General features: G+C 32.9%; 31 protein-coding genes and 7 tRNA genes. 1 reads left to right on the top strand and 37 read right to left on the bottom strand.

Annotated features, from left to right (window positions below; all coding sequences use genetic code 11):
• Positions 1 to 71: 71 nt before the first annotated feature.
• The 16 genes from EO766_RS12035 to EO766_RS11960 form a co-directional block, all read right to left on the bottom strand.
• Entirely contained in the window at positions 72 to 827 is a 756-nt protein-coding gene (locus tag EO766_RS12035; RefSeq protein ID WP_287101122.1) for an ATP-grasp domain-containing protein, read from the bottom strand.
• Between the two features lie 229 nt (positions 828 to 1,056).
• Positions 1,057 to 1,674 carry a hypothetical protein gene (locus EO766_RS12030; protein WP_287101121.1) on the bottom strand — a complete coding sequence of 206 codons (618 nt, stop codon included), beginning with the start codon at positions 1,672 to 1,674 and terminating at the stop codon, positions 1,057 to 1,059.
• Between the two features lie 19 nt (positions 1,675 to 1,693).
• The gene (locus EO766_RS12025) at positions 1,694 to 1,945 is read right to left on the bottom strand and encodes a hypothetical protein (RefSeq protein WP_287101120.1); all 252 of its coding nucleotides are present in this window, start codon (positions 1,943 to 1,945) and stop codon (positions 1,694 to 1,696) included.
• A gap of 1 nt (position 1,946) precedes the next feature.
• Positions 1,947 to 3,005, bottom strand: coding sequence for a nucleotidyl transferase family protein (locus EO766_RS12020; RefSeq protein WP_287101119.1), 1,059 nt, complete (start codon positions 3,003 to 3,005; stop codon positions 1,947 to 1,949).
• 376 nt (positions 3,006 to 3,381) lie between these two features.
• Complete coding sequence (locus tag EO766_RS12015) at positions 3,382 to 3,591, bottom strand: hypothetical protein (RefSeq protein WP_287101118.1); 210 nt, start codon at positions 3,589 to 3,591, stop codon at positions 3,382 to 3,384.
• Positions 3,592 to 3,593: 2 nt separating this feature from the next.
• Positions 3,594 to 3,842 carry a hypothetical protein gene (locus EO766_RS12010; protein ID WP_287101117.1) on the bottom strand — a complete coding sequence of 83 codons (249 nt, stop codon included), beginning with the start codon at positions 3,840 to 3,842 and terminating at the stop codon, positions 3,594 to 3,596.
• Between the two features lie 37 nt (positions 3,843 to 3,879).
• Positions 3,880 to 3,951 (bottom strand) — tRNA-Asn (locus EO766_RS12005).
• Positions 3,952 to 4,040: 89 nt separating this feature from the next.
• Positions 4,041 to 4,217 (bottom strand): hypothetical protein, encoded by a 177-nt coding sequence (locus tag EO766_RS12000; RefSeq protein ID WP_287101116.1) that lies wholly within the window; start codon positions 4,215 to 4,217, stop codon positions 4,041 to 4,043.
• 90 nt (positions 4,218 to 4,307) lie between these two features.
• Positions 4,308 to 4,378, bottom strand: a tRNA-Ile gene (locus EO766_RS11995).
• Positions 4,379 to 4,449: 71 nt separating this feature from the next.
• Entirely contained in the window at positions 4,450 to 4,764 is a 315-nt protein-coding gene (locus tag EO766_RS11990; protein WP_287101115.1) for a hypothetical protein, read from the bottom strand.
• 245 nt (positions 4,765 to 5,009) lie between these two features.
• Positions 5,010 to 5,549: an HNH endonuclease signature motif containing protein gene (locus EO766_RS11985; RefSeq protein ID WP_287101114.1), complete on the bottom strand. Its 540-nt coding sequence runs from the start codon at positions 5,547 to 5,549 to the stop codon at positions 5,010 to 5,012.
• Between the two features lie 543 nt (positions 5,550 to 6,092).
• Positions 6,093 to 6,154 (bottom strand) — tRNA-OTHER (locus EO766_RS11980).
• Between the two features lie 78 nt (positions 6,155 to 6,232).
• Positions 6,233 to 6,544 (bottom strand): hypothetical protein, encoded by a 312-nt coding sequence (locus EO766_RS11975; RefSeq protein WP_287101113.1) that lies wholly within the window; start codon positions 6,542 to 6,544, stop codon positions 6,233 to 6,235.
• A 714-nt stretch (positions 6,545 to 7,258) separates the two neighbouring features.
• Positions 7,259 to 7,465, bottom strand: a complete 207-nt coding sequence (locus EO766_RS11970; protein WP_287101112.1) for a hypothetical protein — start codon at positions 7,463 to 7,465, stop codon at positions 7,259 to 7,261.
• 107 nt (positions 7,466 to 7,572) lie between these two features.
• Positions 7,573 to 7,646 (bottom strand) — tRNA-Ala (locus tag EO766_RS11965).
• Between the two features lie 89 nt (positions 7,647 to 7,735).
• Positions 7,736 to 7,840: transfer RNA gene (locus EO766_RS11960), tRNA-OTHER, on the bottom strand.
• A gap of 119 nt (positions 7,841 to 7,959) precedes the next feature.
• Here EO766_RS11960 and EO766_RS11955 point away from each other — a divergent pair.
• Complete coding sequence (locus EO766_RS11955; protein WP_287101111.1) at positions 7,960 to 8,205, top strand: hypothetical protein; 246 nt, start codon at positions 7,960 to 7,962, stop codon at positions 8,203 to 8,205.
• Between the two features lie 89 nt (positions 8,206 to 8,294).
• Here EO766_RS11955 and EO766_RS11950 read toward each other — a convergent pair whose 3' ends face one another.
• The 21 genes from EO766_RS11950 to EO766_RS11850 all read right to left on the bottom strand — a co-directional run bounded on the left by EO766_RS11950 (position 8,295) and on the right by EO766_RS11850 (position 20,092).
• Positions 8,295 to 8,555 carry a hypothetical protein gene (locus tag EO766_RS11950; protein WP_287101110.1) on the bottom strand — a complete coding sequence of 87 codons (261 nt, stop codon included), beginning with the start codon at positions 8,553 to 8,555 and terminating at the stop codon, positions 8,295 to 8,297.
• Positions 8,556 to 8,921: 366 nt separating this feature from the next.
• Positions 8,922 to 8,996, bottom strand: a tRNA-Lys gene (locus EO766_RS11945).
• Positions 8,997 to 9,246: 250 nt separating this feature from the next.
• Positions 9,247 to 9,759, bottom strand: a complete 513-nt coding sequence (locus tag EO766_RS11940; protein ID WP_287101108.1) for an AAA family ATPase — start codon at positions 9,757 to 9,759, stop codon at positions 9,247 to 9,249.
• A gap of 29 nt (positions 9,760 to 9,788) precedes the next feature.
• A tRNA-Thr gene (locus EO766_RS11935) sits at positions 9,789 to 9,862 on the bottom strand.
• Positions 9,863 to 10,103: 241 nt separating this feature from the next.
• Positions 10,104 to 10,625 carry a hypothetical protein gene (locus EO766_RS11930; RefSeq protein WP_287101107.1) on the bottom strand — a complete coding sequence of 174 codons (522 nt, stop codon included), beginning with the start codon at positions 10,623 to 10,625 and terminating at the stop codon, positions 10,104 to 10,106.
• 73 nt (positions 10,626 to 10,698) lie between these two features.
• The gene (locus EO766_RS11925; protein WP_287101106.1) at positions 10,699 to 10,947 is read right to left on the bottom strand and encodes a hypothetical protein; all 249 of its coding nucleotides are present in this window, start codon (positions 10,945 to 10,947) and stop codon (positions 10,699 to 10,701) included.
• 23 nt (positions 10,948 to 10,970) lie between these two features.
• Positions 10,971 to 12,059 (bottom strand): tRNA nucleotidyltransferase/poly(A) polymerase-related protein, encoded by a 1,089-nt coding sequence (locus EO766_RS11920; protein ID WP_287101104.1) that lies wholly within the window; start codon positions 12,057 to 12,059, stop codon positions 10,971 to 10,973.
• A gap of 67 nt (positions 12,060 to 12,126) precedes the next feature.
• Entirely contained in the window at positions 12,127 to 12,744 is a 618-nt protein-coding gene (locus tag EO766_RS11915; RefSeq protein WP_287101103.1) for a hypothetical protein, read from the bottom strand.
• A gap of 1 nt (position 12,745) precedes the next feature.
• Entirely contained in the window at positions 12,746 to 13,567 is an 822-nt protein-coding gene (locus EO766_RS11910; RefSeq protein WP_287101102.1) for a hypothetical protein, read from the bottom strand.
• Between the two features lie 58 nt (positions 13,568 to 13,625).
• Positions 13,626 to 13,778, bottom strand: a complete 153-nt coding sequence (locus EO766_RS11905; protein ID WP_287101101.1) for a hypothetical protein — start codon at positions 13,776 to 13,778, stop codon at positions 13,626 to 13,628.
• A gap of 57 nt (positions 13,779 to 13,835) precedes the next feature.
• Positions 13,836 to 14,018: a hypothetical protein gene (locus EO766_RS11900; RefSeq protein ID WP_287101100.1), complete on the bottom strand. Its 183-nt coding sequence runs from the start codon at positions 14,016 to 14,018 to the stop codon at positions 13,836 to 13,838.
• Between the two features lie 50 nt (positions 14,019 to 14,068).
• On the bottom strand, positions 14,069 to 14,380 hold the full coding sequence (locus tag EO766_RS11895) for a hypothetical protein (protein ID WP_287101099.1): 312 nt from the start codon (positions 14,378 to 14,380) through the stop codon (positions 14,069 to 14,071).
• On the bottom strand, positions 14,377 to 14,553 hold the full coding sequence (locus EO766_RS11890) for a hypothetical protein (RefSeq protein ID WP_287101097.1): 177 nt from the start codon (positions 14,551 to 14,553) through the stop codon (positions 14,377 to 14,379). Before EO766_RS11890 ends, EO766_RS11895 begins: the two co-directional genes overlap by 4 nt.
• Before the next feature lie 135 nt (positions 14,554 to 14,688).
• A complete protein-coding gene (locus EO766_RS11885; protein WP_287101096.1) occupies positions 14,689 to 16,203 on the bottom strand; it encodes a nicotinamide phosphoribosyltransferase domain-containing protein in 1,515 nt (504 codons plus the stop codon).
• Positions 16,167 to 16,997: an NUMOD1 domain-containing DNA-binding protein gene (locus EO766_RS11880; protein ID WP_287101094.1), complete on the bottom strand. Its 831-nt coding sequence runs from the start codon at positions 16,995 to 16,997 to the stop codon at positions 16,167 to 16,169. The genes EO766_RS11885 and EO766_RS11880 overlap by 37 nt, the downstream gene beginning before the upstream one ends.
• 206 nt (positions 16,998 to 17,203) lie before the next feature.
• Complete coding sequence (locus EO766_RS11875) at positions 17,204 to 17,767, bottom strand: DUF5710 domain-containing protein (protein WP_287101092.1); 564 nt, start codon at positions 17,765 to 17,767, stop codon at positions 17,204 to 17,206.
• A 9-nt stretch (positions 17,768 to 17,776) separates the two neighbouring features.
• Positions 17,777 to 18,037: a hypothetical protein gene (locus tag EO766_RS11870; protein ID WP_287101090.1), complete on the bottom strand. Its 261-nt coding sequence runs from the start codon at positions 18,035 to 18,037 to the stop codon at positions 17,777 to 17,779.
• 10 nt (positions 18,038 to 18,047) lie between these two features.
• Positions 18,048 to 18,350, bottom strand: coding sequence for a hypothetical protein (locus EO766_RS11865; protein WP_287101088.1), 303 nt, complete (start codon positions 18,348 to 18,350; stop codon positions 18,048 to 18,050).
• A 53-nt stretch (positions 18,351 to 18,403) separates the two neighbouring features.
• A complete protein-coding gene (locus EO766_RS11860) occupies positions 18,404 to 18,802 on the bottom strand; it encodes a glycine zipper domain-containing protein (RefSeq protein ID WP_287101087.1) in 399 nt (132 codons plus the stop codon).
• 324 nt (positions 18,803 to 19,126) lie between these two features.
• Positions 19,127 to 19,819, bottom strand: a complete 693-nt coding sequence (locus tag EO766_RS11855) for an NUMOD3 domain-containing DNA-binding protein (protein WP_287101086.1) — start codon at positions 19,817 to 19,819, stop codon at positions 19,127 to 19,129.
• 9 nt (positions 19,820 to 19,828) lie between these two features.
• Complete coding sequence (locus tag EO766_RS11850; protein ID WP_287101084.1) at positions 19,829 to 20,092, bottom strand: hypothetical protein; 264 nt, start codon at positions 20,090 to 20,092, stop codon at positions 19,829 to 19,831.
• Positions 20,093 to 20,109: the final 17 nt, after the last annotated feature.

Raw genomic sequence — 20,109 nt, 5'->3', positions numbered from 1 at the left:
AACCGTCTGTAGTTGATTGTTCATTAAAACAGTTATAACAAGTAACCAATCCATTTTTAATTCCTTTTATGTTAAAACATATGATCCATTTTTTTACGAATACCTGTCATTTGTAACCAACGATCTCTAACAAACAAGTAATATTGTAATGGTTCTAGACCATAATTACCAATAGCCCATCCATCGTTGACTTCGATCAATATAGTTTGACCGTTTTCTAATATACCAAAATCTAATGTATATGAATGGTAATCCAAGATTGTTTTAGAATGTTCAAAACAATTTTTAATAAATTGACTATCAGGATAAACTAAACAATCACCACTATAATGTTTCATTCCAATTATTTTATTATTGGATACATAACAACGATATTCACTAACAATACTTACAAAACCTTGCATCCAAATAGGACCATTGTATCCATGAGTATATACTTGTAATGTTAATGTATCAGTAGGAACAAAACCAGTAAAAGCTTTGATTGAACTCTTTGGTTTAATAAAAGTTGGATATCTATTAATCCATTCTCTATTAACTGTTTTAATCCATTCAGAAAAATCTTCCATAGTCGACTCTGCAATAGGTCGACCTAGGAATTGATTATATTGTAATAGATCTACAGCTTCGGGAACAGGATATCCATTTTTTGTTAACCATTCAGTTAATGATTCAACTGATCCAACTAATATATTAGTTGGATCTTCAGGAATAGTTGAAACATCTTCAAATACCTTGACATTGTGATCCATATATTCTGCACCCATTTTGGCAGAATAACAAAAATCAAAAGCTAATCTTTTTTTTGTCGGTGGGAAGATGTTCAACCCACAATGTTGGCTTTTTCATGCTATTTGAAATTGTTTAAATGTTATTGAATGATCAGTCCATTCATAAATTTCATGGGTTGTATTAGTTTTTAGACGGGTGATCGTTTTATTATCATAATTTAAATGATATCGTTCACCCATCAAATTATCTGTATGTGTTTCGTTTCTCGGACCACTCAGCTCAATACATCCAAAGAATATACCTGGTTTTAATTTCTTTGCCATCTCATTCGTACTCCTCCAACAATTCTTTTGCAAAACTATAACCACTCCAATTGTCAACACCTGCATTTTCAAGACAGGTTAGAAATATTGATGATTCGACTAACTCATCATATTCTTTAACAGAAATGGTAATAGTTTCATCTGACGATGTTTTTGGTTGGTTAGAATATGTATCAAAAAACTCTGCACGAGCTATTCGATAAATGTCTGTTGGAGAATCAGGAATACCACACAAAAAGTCACCTTTGTGGATGATCATTAATTCGCCCCATGGTGCTTCAAATTCAACAGAATCTTCAAACCATTCCATTGCATCAACTTCACCAATTGGCTGAAAAGTAGACCAATCTTCGGTAATATTTTCACCATTTTGATATCTTGAAGCAAATTTAGTGGTGGATATAATATGTTGTTCTCTACTTTTTGTAGTTATATTCATAACTACGACACTATCCTGATCTGCAACATTTTTTGTTTCAATTTCACCATTGATGACAGTAACTACTACTTCACAAGGAATGGCTTTTCTAGCCTGAACTTCACGAAACTTATAAAATCGGTTTGATGTTTGTGAATGAAAAATTTGTTGAATTTCAGTTTTGGAAATTTGGGTTGTCATGATGGTTTACCTTTTAAGATTATGATTGTTTAGATGAAAAAAGTGCTGATAATCCTTTACTTAATATGTAAATGAATCTTCCAATAAAAGAGAATATCATTTCTATTAATCCAAATAACATTTCTATTATTTCTTCGCCTGTAAATATACAGATAAAAATTCCAACTACAAGTCCAATACCAGCACCAAATAATGGATTTGTTAGGTAATAGTTAAGTATAATTTCATATCCAATAAAGGATGCTATAGCTAACTTACATAATACCCACATATTATAGTCCTTGTCTAATCATAGTTGATGATATATTAATATCAAATGTTGTTGCACGGTCATCTTGGATAACTAATTTATCCAAATATTGATCTTTTAATATTTCTGAACCAGCTCGATTGATTACTAGAAATCGAACATTTAATTTGGAAAATTCTGAATACAAATATTCTGTATCACCAGCATATTTTGGATTGAGAATTCTATTCCATGTATCCGATCCAACTACAAAATAGATTTGTCGTCCTGGTTTAGCAAACCGTAACGCTTTATCCTTAAAGGTCGAATCAATTGTTAAAATAGTATCGAATGGTACATTATCCAATCTGTTTTTGACTTCAAAGTAATCTAATGCACCTTTATCAGCGTTTAAGGTAGATAATTCTACATATGGATTAGCTCCTAATATTTGTTCAGCTAATCGAATCATTTTATCGTGACCGATATGAAATGGGTTGTAACTACCAGGAACGATAATTAATTGTTGAACGGAATCGTTAATGTGTGTATCGAATTGATTACGATCAATTCGATCGACTTCTTGTTTGATTAGATATTGGTGTAAATTATTAACAGTAAAAGATGGAGATGCTATACCAATCAATTCACACAATACTGAGAATATTAGATTACAAACGATTCCTTCTTCATGCTCACGAGTTAAACCTTGTCGTAATTCCCAATTTATAACTTTAGTAAAGTTATAATTATGAATGGCAATAATGATTTTGTGTCTTCTTTCAACTCGTTCATCATCTGTAGCTAATGAACAACTAACACCAATCCCAACTGCATGCATTGGATCGATTTCTTCTAAACACCACTCGTATGATTTAGTTGCAAGGTCTCTTGCAGTTTCAACACTAACATACTTATCAATTTCTTTACCCAAAAATTGTTTAGATACTTTGCTTCCGTATGGAATAGTAATTCCTGCAATAGTGCTTGAAGCCCCAGGATATTTCATAAAATGATATGCAAATGATTGTCCGCCACCAGTAGCTGCTAAATACAACTTATATGGAGATTCATTTATTTTTTTGACATATTGTTGATACATAATATTTTAGTAATATTTAAAAAGATAATTTATTATACTAAAATTATAATAAATATCAACAAGGAATTTTGATTTGTTTAATCAGATACTTTTCTTAGATTATTAGTGCATACTAACAATATTCTCTCTATTCCATTAATTTCACCATAACCATACCAGAAATCTGATCCATTTGGTTTATTCAATGAAATCTTTGTTCCAGCAGGAATTAGTTCAATATCGAACTCAGAATTTATGGTCTCTACCACATCATTTGGTTTAAACATATTTGATTAATATACCTATTTTATAAGCGGCCTTGATAGGAGTCGAACCCACATGTGTCCAGTTACGCTTTCAAGAGGGTAGAAACCTCAGGCGATACAAGGCCAATTTTTTATTCTGCTGGAACTAAATCAAAATATTTTTCCACTACATCTTGACCAATACTATCAAGAACAGCAGATACACCATATGATTTAATCACATCATCAATATCATGTAAAATATTATCTACCTCTGCTTCGATAATAATATCAATACTTCTAGCTCCAGCTGGTTGGACAGAATTTATTTGATCACATCTAATACCAATACACACTGCCATACTTAATCTCCACCACAACTACCACTGTCACCACCGCAGCTACCACCATCAGAACTACCTAAATCACTAATACCACCTAGTATATCTGAAAATCCTTCACCACTACCAGCAGCGATTAATAATCTAATAAGTACCCCAATACCAAATCCCCATGCTCCTCCAATCCAAGTTGCTGGTTCAGGATGATTGATAAATGCTTCAACACTTAATCCAATTGTAGTTGAAAATAATAACCAAAATGCTGTTAACATATTTTTTACCTTCTCTAATATATTTGATGTTTATATGCTCCCAGGGTAGGATTCGAACCTACGACAAACGCATTAATAGTGCGTGATTCTACCGCTGAACTACCTGGGAATAATTACAGAGATTAAGTCAAAATAAGTATGTTTTGTGCAATTTAAATAATAGCGAAGTAACTTATCTTTACGCAACTGTAAAATTCTTTATTTTCTTTCTTGTTTTGGTGCAACATACACACCAAACTTTATTGGTTTATTTTTATTACTTGGTAAGGGCCAAGCACATAATCTGTATACAAACTTATCATGATCAACTTCTTGTCTGAATTTAGTTTCATCAGGACCTGTTAGCCAATACATTGTACCTATTTGTAGTTCCATGTTTGTTCCTTTCATAAAAATCGACACCACGATCATACATGCAGTACATCTATGTAGATGGTTTTCCAATTTAATGGATGGTGTCAGTTGTCCTCCGAGATGGAATCGGACCATCGTCTTTCGATTATCAGTCGAATGTACTACCATTGTACTATCAGAGGAAAAAGATGCAATTTCAATAACTACTTCTGGCGTAGGAACGGAGTAGTGGAGCATCAACCCACCAGTTTATTCATCTATTATTAGATTTAAATCTAAAATAGGCAGCACCTATTTCATCAGAATCTGGTTTATCATATAAAACCTGCCAACCAACTTCACGATAAAGATCTTCAATCTCTAACCAACCTTTATTAAATATTTCTTGATTAGAAACATTCATTGTGGTAGCGATTGCAGTTACAATATCATCTTGTTTAACTATAGCCCAATTAGAACTATGTTTCCAGTTTTTAACAATTAAATCGTTAATGATATCGATAACGATACCTGGAATACTATTCAATCTTCGTTTAACTACTTCTTGTGGTGTAATTGGGTTAGCCATTATTCTATTCTCTAATTATTATCTATCCAATTTTTCTCCACATCTTGGACAAAAATTGTACCAAATTCGTTCTCCAGTAACTGGATTAATACTATGGGTTATACATCCATATACATGACAAAGCATATCATTCTCCAATATTCTATTTGCTGTTCAGGAAGGTCTCGATCCTTCATTCCCCCACCTTTTAATTTGTCTGGCCAGACTTTCGGCGAGTACTTTACCACTTAAGCTACTGAGCAATTTTATTTATTACCTAATCTTCGATATCTATCTAATCCAGGAACTGTGCATCCTATGATAGTTGCAACTTCAGCTCTGGTTTTAACCTTTAACATTTCTTCTATATCAAATTTGTCCCAATCGTGTCGGGCTAAAGCTGATGACCGACACGTTGTCGAGCAATATCCATTCGATGCTGATTTCGACTCACCGCATACTGGACAACTGTTTTGTACATCAACCTCCGAATAGTCAACCCACTTTCTATCAAAACGTGTAATCCCATCTGGAATTTGAGTCACTCCTGAGTGAACTTCTCTATGACAATTAGCACATAACAATACACATTTTTCTATTTCAGAAACAATTTGTTTCCATCCTTTTCCACTCGAATCTGTTGTGGAAATTGTAAATTCTTTCTGTGTTGGATCTAAATGATGAAATTCTAGTGCTGATTTACATTTATCATACCCACAAATCCCACAACAATTCCCAAAAGCTTCTAATAAACGTTCCTTTTTCCTAAGTCTCCATTTAGATACTCGATTAGAATTAGCACTCACAATCTCTCCCTACATATTTGCTCCATCTCTTGGAATCGAACCAAGCTCGAACAGATTAACAGTCTGTCAGCACACCTTGTGCATTAGATGGAATATAATGTTGAGTTAAAGTCTGATAAACACTTTTTTGTGGCGGTTGCTCTACCAACTGAGCTATCTCCCAAATAATACATTTTAGTTGGGAGAGTAGGATTCGAACCTACGACATACTGCTTTGATATGAAGAAATTTTATCATATGCAACAAACATTATTAGTAAACTGTGATGGGAGTTGAACCCATCTAGCGATCTTGAATAATTGGTTATTATTCTCAGCTACCTGCGCTACATGTTGATTTCGTACCAATAGAAATCAAGATAAGCTCGGCTACCAGTTCGTGTCTCCGTCCACGACGACAGTTTATAATCCGGGGAGTCCAGTTGGAGCATTATTAAGAGGCTTGGACTCCAATTTTAAAAAATAGTTTGTAGAGTTATAGGCGACAAGAGAGATTTTAGGTGCTCTAACCAATTGAGCTACGTTGCAATACTTTTATGGTTGCTGCAACGGTGGGATTCGAACCCACAACCACCCGCTTATTAGGCGAAGTAACTCTTATCTACGCAACTACAAATTTGAGCTCCTACCCAGAATCGAACTGAGTTTTCCTCCTTACAAGAGAGGCACATCGCCAACAATGTTTTAGGAGCTAAATGTTATTAAAGGTTTATCACTATCATCCAATAAACCAGCATGTATCTTTTTATGATAATTGGAACATACCATAATACATTTTACAGACTCTTTTTGTATTCGTTCCCAAGAAAGAGTCCTTAACTTATTTGGTTGGATATCTTTTGTACTAGGATCTTTGTGATGTAGCTCTAAACATATTGGTTCATTCTCACCACAAAAACAACATCCTAAACTACGTTTCCAATTATGATATCTGTCAATTAATTGTTTCCCTACTCGTTTTCTAATATTAGAATATTTCTCTGGTTTTTTGGCCATTGACATTCTGTTTTCAATATTAGCACATGCTTTACATGCATACTGATATCCGTCAGGAGATCTTTTAGATTTATAAAATTGATCTAAAGATTTTTCAGTTTTACATTTAGAGCATGTCTTTACAAGAGAGGGCTTCACCATCAAAGTTTCAAGAGCTTTGTTTTCAAATTATTTACCCATTATACATTAATTTTAAAAAATGTCAACGAGGGTTAAAAGTTCCTTAGTAGTGTGTTATTACACCAAATGCTCTAACGGTCTTATTGAACTTTATATAGTCCTTTCAGCATCTCCTATATACTTGAGTCGAAGGCTTCGCCCAACAACATTAACACCAACCTATCCTGCAGATGCAATTAAAAATTACTAATAGTGTTGTAATGTGTTATTATTCAATAAACTGTACTTATCCTTCCCGTGTGGTTCTACGATTATCTGTCACCCCTGAATGGGTTTTACCATAATACGATTTTGAGCCATGTAACTAGTATAACTCTTTCCACTTGCAACTCATTATAGGATGGCTACCTTTAGGCCAACCTCCTACTAAGGATTTTGTAGTTGAGGTGGGAATCAAACCCACTTTAGTCTGCTTGTAGGGCAGATGCCTGGTCACTTGGCTTCTCAACTATTTTGTCTTCAGAGCTTCTTAGGCGAATCGGACGCCTGTCTAAACCGTACCAAGGTTTTGTATTACCACTATACTAAAGAAGCTTATTCTTTCCTATAACGAACTGGATATCCATTAAATTCTGTCACATCAGGAAGATCTTGTTCTGTTTTATAACTTACTATCAAACCCTTTGTTCTATGATGCACAACAGAAAATTTACCAACAAAATTCAACCTTCGTAAATGATTTCGTAACTTAACTCTCAATCCAATTATTGGTGTTCGAACTAAACTTTCTTGACTAAACATATAACCCTCATTTTTGAGGAACAAGAAGGTCTCGAACCTTCAACGCAGACCTCATCCAAAGATGGTTTACCCACCATTTCCCAATTAAAATGTATTGTTCCGTTTTGTGGAGCTGGACGGAATCGAACCGACTACCCTCGCGATGCAAACACGATGCTCTACCAAAGTGAGCTACAGCCCCAATGTGGTGCTTAGAATATAATGGCATTGTCACTTTTACCTTTCGGTATTGGATATTTCCAATATATTCCAGCTTACCACCAAATAATGCAAATCAGGAGGGAATCGAACCCTCGGCCCACCATTCTCACCATTTTTTCAGCATCTTTTGCATTCATAGATGTGGCATTCTCTACCGACTGATCTTACTGATCCACAAATCGTGGTGGAGTTTCTATGAGCAAACATTAATCAAATCGCTTACTATTTGAAGCTGTTTGGTAAGCCTCAAAGTCACTCCATAAATCTTTTTCAAATTATGTAAAATATTTTACATGAATTTTTTTACTTTTTCAACATTGGATTTTTTATTTTCATTTTGTAAAGAAGATAAAAAGAATACCATTAATGTTGGAAATAAATTGGTTAATAATCCTAACCAATTAAACCCACCTGTCAATATTGTTGTTATTAAATTTAATACAATAAAGGCTGTTAAGGTTGATAAAAATGGACTTCTCTTAATCCATCCTAAAACAATTTTTGTTTTGCTTGATGTCATAATAATTTCTCCAAAATAATAAAGTGATATATTTGTATTTACATTATTTGTAAATCATTTTCCATCGATTTTCTTATTATTTCAAACGATATTTTTTGATATTGTTATCTAATTTCGTAATATCTTATCAAGCCACCAATGTGGATAATGATCCTCATATAGTTCATGTTTAAATAACAATCCTTTTTGGATGTCTTCTTTCCACATAGCCACATTTAAATTCAAATATCTCTTACCCACATAGAAACCATTATTAGGTGAAACCTCTTCACCATATGATTCTGAATAAAACAATTCTACCATCATTTCTTCACTAAAGTCACAACATTGCTCCCAGTCTTTGGCAAACAATCTATACACTTCACACATCTTTCTAAATTTTACACTTACTTGTCTTGGTCTGCTTGGCGCTGTGACATATGCAACCTCCGTTCTTTAATGTCATTAACTATAAACTTTAATGTGTCTTCAATATTATCTAACAACTTATGTGCTTTCTTGATTAGTATCTGTTTGTCCTTTTCGCTTAATTCTTTCTCGTTCATGACGTACACCTAAATCCTCTAACATATTATTGATTCTTTTAACAGTCTTAATACATTTGTTCAATTTTATAATAGCATCTTTATCTGTCATATTATCTCTCCGTGTTCATTTGTGGATACCCAGGAAATCGAATCCTTGTAGACAAGTTGTGTGCAAGACAACTCCGTGACCCATCACTGTCCCCATATGTGGATGCACTGGGATTTGAACCCAGATATCCTCGTTTAAAAGACGAGTGCCTTTGTCCAGTTAGGCCATACATCCAATATGCATTCCAAATTTTTAAAGAGCCTAAAACTAAAAAACCTCGGTTTCTTGCGATTCCGAGGTTTTTGTTAGTTCTAATATTAGATAAAACTTACAATAACCCCTGACCTTTCGCATTTTTATTTGCGATGGCTGTCACATTATTTCTAATTGTGGTTGTGTTGATTGTTTTCATTTTGGTTTTACCGTTTTTAACTTGTTTATATTATATATGTTTTATTTATGGTGAGTCACCATAAATTTAAAATTATTTTTCTAGTAATGGTAAAATATGTTCTAAACTTACTTCACTACTATTCATTTCAATAAAAGGAATGTTATTCTTAATCATCAACGATTTGATATCATTGGATAATACATTAGCTTCCTCTTCATTATGATTCCGTCCATACTCTTGATATTCATGTGTACGATTCAAGAAGATATTGATATTATCATAACTCTTAAATACAGCAATAATCAATTGCTCCAATGACTCAAAATAAGGGATCGGTGTCATATAACAAACACCCAACAATACAGGTGAATCTGTTATTACATAATCAACTTTATCTTGTAATCGTAATAACCTACGATTTTGTTTTCCTAGAATATAAATTTGATCTTGAAAAACATTAAATCGTTCTTCCCAAACTATATCCTTTGCATATTCCGTAACTTCCTCAACTTTAAATCCTGCAATTTTCATATCTGAAAATATTCTTGCACGAATTGTTGATTTGCCAGACCCTGGCGCTCCAAATAAATTTATAACTTTCATCTAATGTTCTCATCCATGAGTTGTTGTTGAGCTAAGTGGGGGATTCGAACCCAACCAACCTTCGCATTACAAATGCACTGCACTACCGTTGTGCTAACTTAGCTTTATATCTACTTATCTGAACCTTTCGTTGCCGTTAAAACTAACCAAGTTAGTAATCCAGCCATAATCAGAGGTACGACAAAACTAATATCACCTGATGTTATTAATGTTATATAATCTTCTAGTGATTCAACTTGAGGTTTATATAACGGATATTGATCATTCAAATCAGTCATTATTTTGTCTCCTCATTTTTTAACATTATAAAGATTATTTATTAATAAATCAACAGTGGTGAAAAATTATTTTTTTGTGCCACCAATCATTATTGTTAATAAACTATCATAAACAGATAGGAAAGTATCTGGTACTTTAATTTTATCTTTCTTTGCTAAATCATCAGTAATAATACATGCTGATGTGACAATTGACCAACTTTCTGCTGGTTGAAGATATATCTCGATGTTATATTCACGATGATACAATCGTATAGTTGTATCTTTTAGGTGTTTGCTGGTAGGTAAACCGTTCCATTTCATACCATGAAAAACATCATTTGCCAATTTGAAATCAAGTTCTTCTAATCGTTTGATTACTTCTGGTGTATTACGAACAAAAAGCAATTGATGGATTAATTTGTATTCAGCATTAATTCCATCAAGAAATGGTTTAATAACTTTGACATCATTTCGAATTATGAAATGATCTTGAAAACTGGAATCGCTAGTAACATTGTTAAACCAATGTGTTATACCTTTAATCGGGTTTAATGTTCTTTTGCTTTTTGCACGAGTATTGGTTACTTCGGAGATAACAGCAGACATAAAAAATTCCTCATAAGTTATTAAGTTATGAGGAATATTATACACTAATTAATAAAAAAATCAATAAGGAATATTAGGGTAAATCCACCAACGGTTTATATGCAGCTAATGCTAGATCTATATCATTATATAATACAGATTCTAATACAGTTGCAATACCATATACTGAATTTTTATACGCAATGTTATAGTTAATAACAGTTCCGTTTGCTAATGTTACATTGATGTTTACAGCTGATACGATTGCTTCTCTAACACCTGTTACAGCATTAACATGAAAAACAACTGATCCTGCTGGATATGCATAAGTTGCGGTTGCCATATATAAATCTCCTAAAGGATATATTATTTATGACAGTTTTCTTCCAAAACAGATATTCTTGCCTTAAATATAATATCTTGGATATCTTTACCGTTTTTTATACCTTTAATCAATTCTGTTAAGTCCAATTGTTTCAATATTTGTAAATCTCTTTTAATCATATCTACCAGATTAGTATTAAAACATCTGTGTACTGACATGACTTTAAAGATCAATTCAAGATTATGATCATCATTAAACGATCTAGTCAATGTAAACAATTTAATTTTGTCTTCATTGGATAAAAGCTCATAATTCCACAATAATGGTTTAACTTGACGATACAATATATTCAATCTACTACAATTATTTGGAATAGAGAGTCTTTCATAATCATCAGGTCTAAAATCATATCCAACTAAAACAAATCGACATTCTAATGGAATAGATGCATCACATCTATCCAATACGTCTTCATGAAAATACAAATATGGTTGTAAAATGTTTACCTCTGATGCACATACATATAATGCTTTCATCATTTTACTGGGATGTTTTTCCATTAAACCTTTTGCAAATTCAGCCCATATCCGTTCAGTAGAAACATGGTTTAATTCAGGAGCTATATTCTTCATTAACTCTAACGTGTCTGAACTTATAGTGAAACCATATCTCGCAGCAAATCGAGCTGTTCGTAATATCCGAATAGGATCTTCTGCAAAGGCAGCACTTGTATGTGTTAGATATCCATATTTCAAATCTTGAATACCATTAAATGGATCGATTACTAATGATTGATCTTTAGTTATACAGTACTGATCCCAATCTTCAATTTTAACAGCCATCGAATTGATTGTTAAATCTCTTCTCATTAGATCATCTTCTATAGTAATGGAAGGAGCAAAAGTACATTCAAATCCATTATATCCAGTACCAACTTTTCGTTCGATTCTGGCTAATGCATGTTGATCACCTTTAGAGTCTAAAAAGACAGGAAAATCTGCTCCAACTTGAACAAACCCTCTTGTTGTCATATCATCGGGGGTTGCTCCAGTCCAAACATAATCAATATCTTTCGGTTCTAATCCTAAAAGGACGTCTCTTATTGATCCACCTACGATATATTGTTGCATGATAAAATCCCATCATTAATTATTAACGTAATAATTATACGTTAATAATTAACAATTTTCAATAGGATTAAAAGTTGTGATAACGAGCTTGAATAGCTGATCCTGTTGGTGTATTATTAGAACCAACATTCGGTTGTTGAGTTGGTCTAGATCTTGGAGGATTATTGGTTGATTGATTAACCAATCCTTTTAATTTATTAATCACTGCTGCACGAATACCAATAGGAATATCATATTTTTGAAAAGCCTTTTTAACAACATCAATAGAATTAGGTCCATATCTATTTAATAATCGAACTAATTCATTTAGTTGTTGTTTTGAAGATTGCTCTAATTGTGATAGAGAACTTCTTAATGATTCTTGTTTACCCGCTTGATGAATATCCTTAAATGGTTGAAATGCTTGTTGCATTTTTTTACCAGTTTCTTGTTTAGCACCACGAAGATAATCAAAAACTCCTTCTTGTACAGGAGTTAATTGTTTTTTGACTTCACGATATTTTTGAATGGTTTTAGCTAATCTAACAACAGATTTAGTAATATCGGACTCCATAGATGATACTTGACCAGCACGATGAATATCTTTAAATGGTTGGGAAATATTACGAATTTTGTTTCCCAACTCTTGTCCTGCTCCTCTAAAATAATCAAGAGGACCTTCATTTAATAATTCATTTACTTTCATATTAAACCCTTCTTGAATTTGATCTAGTAATAGTTTCTTTTACATATTCTGATTCAGGATGATATTTTCTATATGGTTTATTTTTTGTTCTTTCATAATCTCTGTGATAAACCTTTTTAGCTGCTTTTTTAAGAGGAACTTTTTTCTTTTCAGTTAAGTTCATTAATTCACCTAGGAATGTTAATGACATAGTATCAGCAATATCTTCCTTTATACCAAAGTTAAATTTGTTATCATCTTCATCATCAAACTCATGTTCGTCATCAAACTCATGTTCATCATCAAATTCATGTTCATCATCAAATTCATGTTCATCATCAAATTCATGTTCGTCATCAAATTCATGTTCGTCATCAAATTCATGTTCGTCATCAAATTCATGTTCGTCATCAAATTCATGTTCATCGTTGTCTAAATCTTCTGGTTCAACAATATCTGCTAGACGGTGTCCATGATTACCTAAGTCTTCATCGTCAAACTCGCGTTCATCATCGAATTCATCCTCATCGTCGATACCTTTCATTTCGTCACGATCATATTCTTCTCTATCTTCTGGTGAAAAATTAAAGCTATCACCCATACGACCACGATCATAACTTTCATCATCATCATTATGTCTTTCTACTAATGTTAAGAAATCTTTAAGACTACCTGTATAAGATTCCTCGTGCATCATTTTTTTAAAGATACTGGTAATATAGGCATAGTTTGCTTCTTTACCTTGTTTTTTTGCAGATGATTTAGCTTGTTTCCATTTTGATTCTGCAGAACTGGTTGATGTTCCGTGTGTTTTTGCTAATTTTTTAACATATGCTTGAGGCATATTTCTCTCCTAGATGTATATTCAGTATTTATGTATAACTATAAAATTTTACACAATATTAGTCATCATTATATGCTGTTTCTTCAATTTCTTCTCTTAATTGAAGTGCTATATCTAAAGCGGAACAACATGCTTCATTATATGTGAGATATTCAATAATAATATCTAAATGTTCTAATATATCTTTTACTGTAAGTTTATCAATGACCATTATAAGTTACCATAGTTATTTCAATACTATTTACAGATAATTAAAATTTTATTGGTATTATCCAAGTAATAACTCGGCTCCACCAGTTGTTACTGGACGAATTTCAGCTAATTGTCGTTGTTGAGGAGGTAGATTTAAAATAATAGCTTCTGCTAATGTTTTTGTAGGTTGTGGTGTTCCAACTTGGACACCGTTAACAATAACAGCAAATTTAATAGGGGTGTTTTCTGTGATTAACATAAATATCTCCGAAAAAAGGACAGAGATATTTATGTTAGATTTGAGGTAGGTTATTCTGAATCTTTGATTATGATAGTGTCTGACATTTCGCTATCAAATTTTGATTGTTTTTGTACTGAGCGTATATGTTCCATAAAGAAATGGAGTTTGGTATTTTCTAGTACACCTAGAGCTTGATTATGTGCAGTTGGATTGTGGGTGTAAATTGTCTTGAAGAGAGATGTGATTATATACATCACACGATCATCAGTATGATCATGAATGTCTGGTTCATCACTCTCTAATTGGCGTAGTACATCTAACAATTTGTCAATTGCTTGATCAAGTTGTTGTTTATCATCAGCATTAATATAAGGGGTCATGATTGCTCCGTTGTTAAAACCATTTGTTGGATCAGAACTTCATCTCGATCCACTTTTAAAATTTTTAATTCACCATGGGGTTGATATCCCTGTTGAATATATTGATTAATCTCAATTTCTAATAGAGCAATTTGATTGCCATTTGCTCGTAAAATTTTCACTTTGTCTATCATATAAGTATTTTCGTTTGTTTAATTTGGGAATTATAATATATTTCATTTTCAATAATATTCGAGGAATATTATATAATGTAATTTAAAAATTGACAACAAAGAAAAATGGGTACAATTGTACCCATTTTTTGTTTTTTATATTGATCTTGCTCTGGTTTTAACATCATCCCAAGCTTGACGGAACTCACGGAATCCATCTTTAGACCAAAGTCTCCAACCTGGAGTAGAATCTAAGAAGGAGAAAATACTACCTTCTTGAATGGCATCATACACTTCCAGATTACCGTTTGCATCTTCGCGACAACGAACCAATCCTGATAATGATTTTTTACCTGAATCTGTAATTGGATCTTTCAGATTAGCAACCCAACGACCGTTTTTGTAGTCGGCAATTGATTTCATACTGAAACTGAAATCGTCTCGTGCACCATCATGTGTTACACCAGATCCCATTCCAAGACAGAAGTTATCCATAGCAAATCCAGAGTTCTTCCAACCTTCTGCTACACCTCTCCAGGTATCAACACGAATACCATCACCTTGGATGACACCATTTTGTGGGTGTAAAACTTTGAACGTTTTTTCACCTACTGTACGAAGCGTAACACCAAATGTATCTTCCCAATCTTTACCTACCATACTTGGTTCAATTTTTGGATCACCAGAATCAGGTCTTGCTACCATTCGACCACCCGATGTCAAGATCCTATTTTTCAATTTTGTACCAAGATATTCTTTAACAAATCGACGACTGTTGTATGTATCGATTACAACAGATACAGCAGGCAAGCCCACACCTTTATTAAATCTTTCAACGGCTGCATATAAACGATCCACCGCCATAACCGCTGCACCCCAGTCATCTTTCTTTTCAGAATCTGAGTGTGCACACATAATACTATGTTCGGTTGCTTCAATTGAAGATGTAGACGGTCTTGATGTACCGTACATTTTTTTGATATATCTATTTGCTCTCAAACAATCAGATCCATCAAAAATTGCAGCGTGAGCCATACCGGCCATTACAGGTGCTTCATCTGGACTATCAGCACCACGATCACCAAAATTGTGAAGCATGAAGTTAACCCAATCTACATCTGTTCCAGTTTCAATACACATTTCCGTCAATCCAACACGAATTGAGCGACAAATGGATGCAACTGTAGACATCTTCCAAATGATTTCTTGGGCAAATGTTTCGTAATATGTTACGAGCCATCCAAATCCTGGTTGTGTGTTTATGATACCGACAATTGGTGTTTGTGGATTTACAATTCGTCCTTCTTCAACACCATACACGGCTAGTGGAAGCTTACCGTCCATCATACGACAAATGACTTGCCAACCTTGACGATTGAAATTGTAACCTTGTTCAGTGATTTCAACTTCTGCCTCATCGATCATCCATTCAGTAATACGAATGGATGATAACATTGTTGACAGGAAGGTTTGACCCATTGCCACAATGATGTCGGAATACTTACTAACTTTTCGTGGAACAATTACTGCCCAACGATAGTCGATATTTAATCCTAATTCTTCTTCCCAGTGATTCGCCTTATAGCCATCGGTTAATAATATATAATTCGTGGGTAAGATATTAGTGAGCATTGTTATTCTCCAACAGTTGTTAATAAATTTTTTGTCCATATGAAATTACCAGCAGTTCTCGATGCTCCTCTTATACAATTTCGAATACTTGATTCAGAAATCCCGGTGTGTAAAGCAGCTGCTTGTACTGATGTAAATTCATAAATCAATGATAAATTAGTATCATATTGATATACTTTCTCTATTTTTTGCCAATTAGTAATAAGTGGTGCAATAGGTTCATTTATATTACCAAATTTAAATTGGTGTTTAACACCATGTTTATCACTTGCATACTTGCACTTATCAAGTAAACACATACTTATTGTAGCCTTATGAATACCAGTAATATTCATACACTCTTGTAGAGACGCGAAATATTGTTCTACTTGACCAGATTCAGAAAACATAGTTATTGGTTTACTCCAACGTTCTTTCATATCAGGACGTAAACGTCCTACATTTATCTTGTTTCCCTTTTTAGAATCCGACATTTTCTGTTTAGTTTCTTCAGAAATAATTTTCCCGTACCCACCTTCACCACCATCTGTATGGTTACATAGGATACCAGTTTTATTGTCGCGACGACCATATTTTTTAATTAGTTCTGACTCCAATATTAATGCTAATTCCTCATTTTCTACAACTGCTAGTATTTCTTCAACAAATACTAACTGTTGTTTCCATAATTTTCGTATTTTCTTTGATTTTAGTGTATTATAACACGAATTCGTTTTGCATCGGGCAGAATGACAGTGCTCAATGTATCTCTTGCTTCCATCAAAAGATTTACCAATATAAAATGGTAGCTCTTCGTTTTCAGCTCTTAACTGATATACATAAAATTTTGTCATAAAATATTCCAGTTGTTGATGGATATATTTATGTATCAACTAAGATGAATAGCCATCAGCGGCAAGGATTGCATTGAATGGTAATATTGTTTCTAACATAGGAACTCCTCCTAAAGTGTGTTGAACATTCAGTCTATCCGAATGTTTTATTAATGAAAAATATATTATACTATATGTTAAAATAAAAGTCAATATGGAATTTAATGCTATCTCCAAGCATTAGGTATTTTCTTTAAATCTTCATTAGATACAAACATATACCAACGACGAATACCTGCATCCCATCTTGCTCCCATCTTCTTTGCAGATTCTCTTTGAGAATAAGGTACATTTAAATTGATTCTAATTTTTCTAACAGGTTTTTTATTCTCATCTGGTGGAGGTGGTGGTGCTGATACATTTGTTGGCGTTGTTTTTCTTGTATATCCAATATCAGTCCAAGGATCATCTTTTTCACTTTCTACTTCATTTATTCTTAAAAGATATTCAAACGTTTCAATTGCATCTTTATTTCCTGTTATTATTATATCTGATGTCTCCAACAAAGGATTAGAACTAGTTTCTAATATGACACCACCATTAAGTAAATGATCATCCCATTTTATACCATTTTCAGTTTTAACTCGATGATAATCAGATGAAATTAATTCATTAATAACTAATGACTCCATGAATTGGATAAATCCATTAGGGAACTTTACAGCTTCATATTTTTTCTGTTTCGCTGTTGAAACTACAGTTGTTTCATGTAAATGTTTAATTAAATTCATAATCTATCCTTAGAACGCTTGATGTTTTGATAATATATCATCCTCATTATCAACTGGTTTATCATAATTAACTAATCCTTGTTTTTTAGTTAACCAATCCTCATTAGGAGCATCTTTTATTACCCTAAGTCTTCCATATTTTGCTTCATCTTGTGGATCATTTACAATTTTCTTGATTTTATTAAAGGTTAATCCAGTAGCAATAGTTTGACCCTTTTCGTTAGTAAGAGTAAAAAGTTCTGTATATTGTGCAATCTCAAATAATTTCATATCTATGTCCTTATTTGTATGCTTTCAATATTACAGTTCTATTAAAAGATTCGAATTGTTTAGTAATCAAATCTTCTACTGTATCATTTATATAATTGATTGTTATTGTATCACCTGGTTGTGATAATATCAATAACTCATCTGTTGGATTCATCAACATTGACCAACGTTGATATATTTCATTTTCGGTTGTTAATATTACAAACCAAATACGTACACCAGAATTAATGCTCTGGATTCTACTGATAGTAATATTTTTTGTTTGAATTGTTGCTGGGTCTATAACTGACTCATTTAATACTAATCCACTCATGTATTATCTCCACTTGAATATATAATATTTATACATTCAAGTGGATTTAGATATTAATCTAATACAGAATGGCCTCTGCTTCTTAGACAGTTACGAAATACTCGTTTATATCTTTCATCAGCTTCAAATCCACCCTTGGATGCTCCACCTAATCCTCCAATAGTACCACCCGCTGCAGCACCAACAGCTGGATTACCAAAAATTGCACCTAATGCAGCACCAGTTGCTCCACCAATCAGTGCACCGGTACCACCTTGAACTAATAGATCTTTACCTACAGAGCTAGATTGTTTAGCGATAGCTTCACATTGTGCATAATCTCTGTTAAGATTCATTGCATTTCTATCACTATATGGATCTACTACAGGTGAATATCCTGTCATTGATGCACATCCCACCAATAATATTGGTGCTAATAATGCTGTTACGTTAAAAATTTTGTTTGTTCTCATTCCAAATCCTCCTTGGATAATAATTGAGTTGTTAATTTTTGTTTTGATATATTATATGGTTTATAATTTATTAACCATCTAATATTTATGGTTTTATATACTCTTTGCAACTATCAATACATTGTTGTACTTGATCTGTATCACGATCAAGTCTACATTCAAGTACTCTAATCCATTCACAGATATCATCATAAGTTGGAGTACCTATACCGATTATTGTATCTGTTGATGTTTCCCACATGAGATATTCTAACATAAAAGAAATATCATCGATTGAATTCAATCGAATTTGTGTTAACATTATTTGATCAGAAAAATGTGTTCTCATCCTATAGTTTCCTTTTTTACATATGTTCGTTTACCAGTTAAAGGATCAATGACTAATTTTGTTCCTTTTTTACTATTAGCAATCTTTAATTTAGTATCATCGGATCTAGCTTTTCCTTTCAACGCATCTGATCTTTTTTGTCTAGTTTCTAATGTTTGTTTTTTACCTAGTCGTACTTTTGACATTTTTTGGCGAGTTTCATCTGAAATGTTTTGATGAGATTTAGACATATTCATTCTAGTCTCTTTCGTATGTTTGACACCAGTCTTTGCTCTCGAAATATTCGATTTTGTTATATCAGATCGTTTCTTCCCTCGTCCAGCTATGGAAATTTTTTGTTTATGTTCTTCTGATAATATCTTTCCTGTGTGAGCTTCAGACAATTTTTGTTTGGTGTAATCAGAAAATAATTGATTTAATCCTCCTGTTCGTAGGTTATATCCATTTGGGTATAACGTATTATGTTCCTTGATAAGATTTTCTTCTAATATATTTGCTTCATCTAAAGATATATTTTCCACTAAAATTTCAACAGTGAAATTTTCCCAACCATATTTTTGGATGGCATTTCTAATCGCCGAACATTTACTATTAATGTTGATATGTGCTTGTTGCCTTTTAATAAGGTTGTTTGTCTGACCAATATAACTCTTACCAGATGGACTAGTAAATTTGTATATTAGATACATATACTTCCATTAATGAACTGTTGGTTGATCAAATTCTCCATCCTCATTTATTTTAGACATTTGTTCCATTAAATGTGTAAACAATTCAGGATCTGATTGCTCCAATTCTTCCAAATCTACAGGAGTAGATTTATCGAAAATAGATCCATCAGCAAAACCTGCTGATAAACTATCAAACAATTCTTGTAATTCCTCAGGAGTATTTTCAGCTTCCAATTGTTCTAATACTCCTGGTGCAAATATGATTTTTGGTTTTTTGTTTTCTTCACTCATCTTTTATCCTTTATAAA

This window comes from Hydrotalea sp. AMD, from assembly GCF_004100315.1.
Taxonomy (GTDB): domain Bacteria; phylum Bacteroidota; class Bacteroidia; order Chitinophagales; family Chitinophagaceae; genus Hydrotalea; species Hydrotalea flava.
Note: the sequence above shows the minus strand (reverse complement) of the source record. Positions and strands in the feature narration are given on the sequence as shown.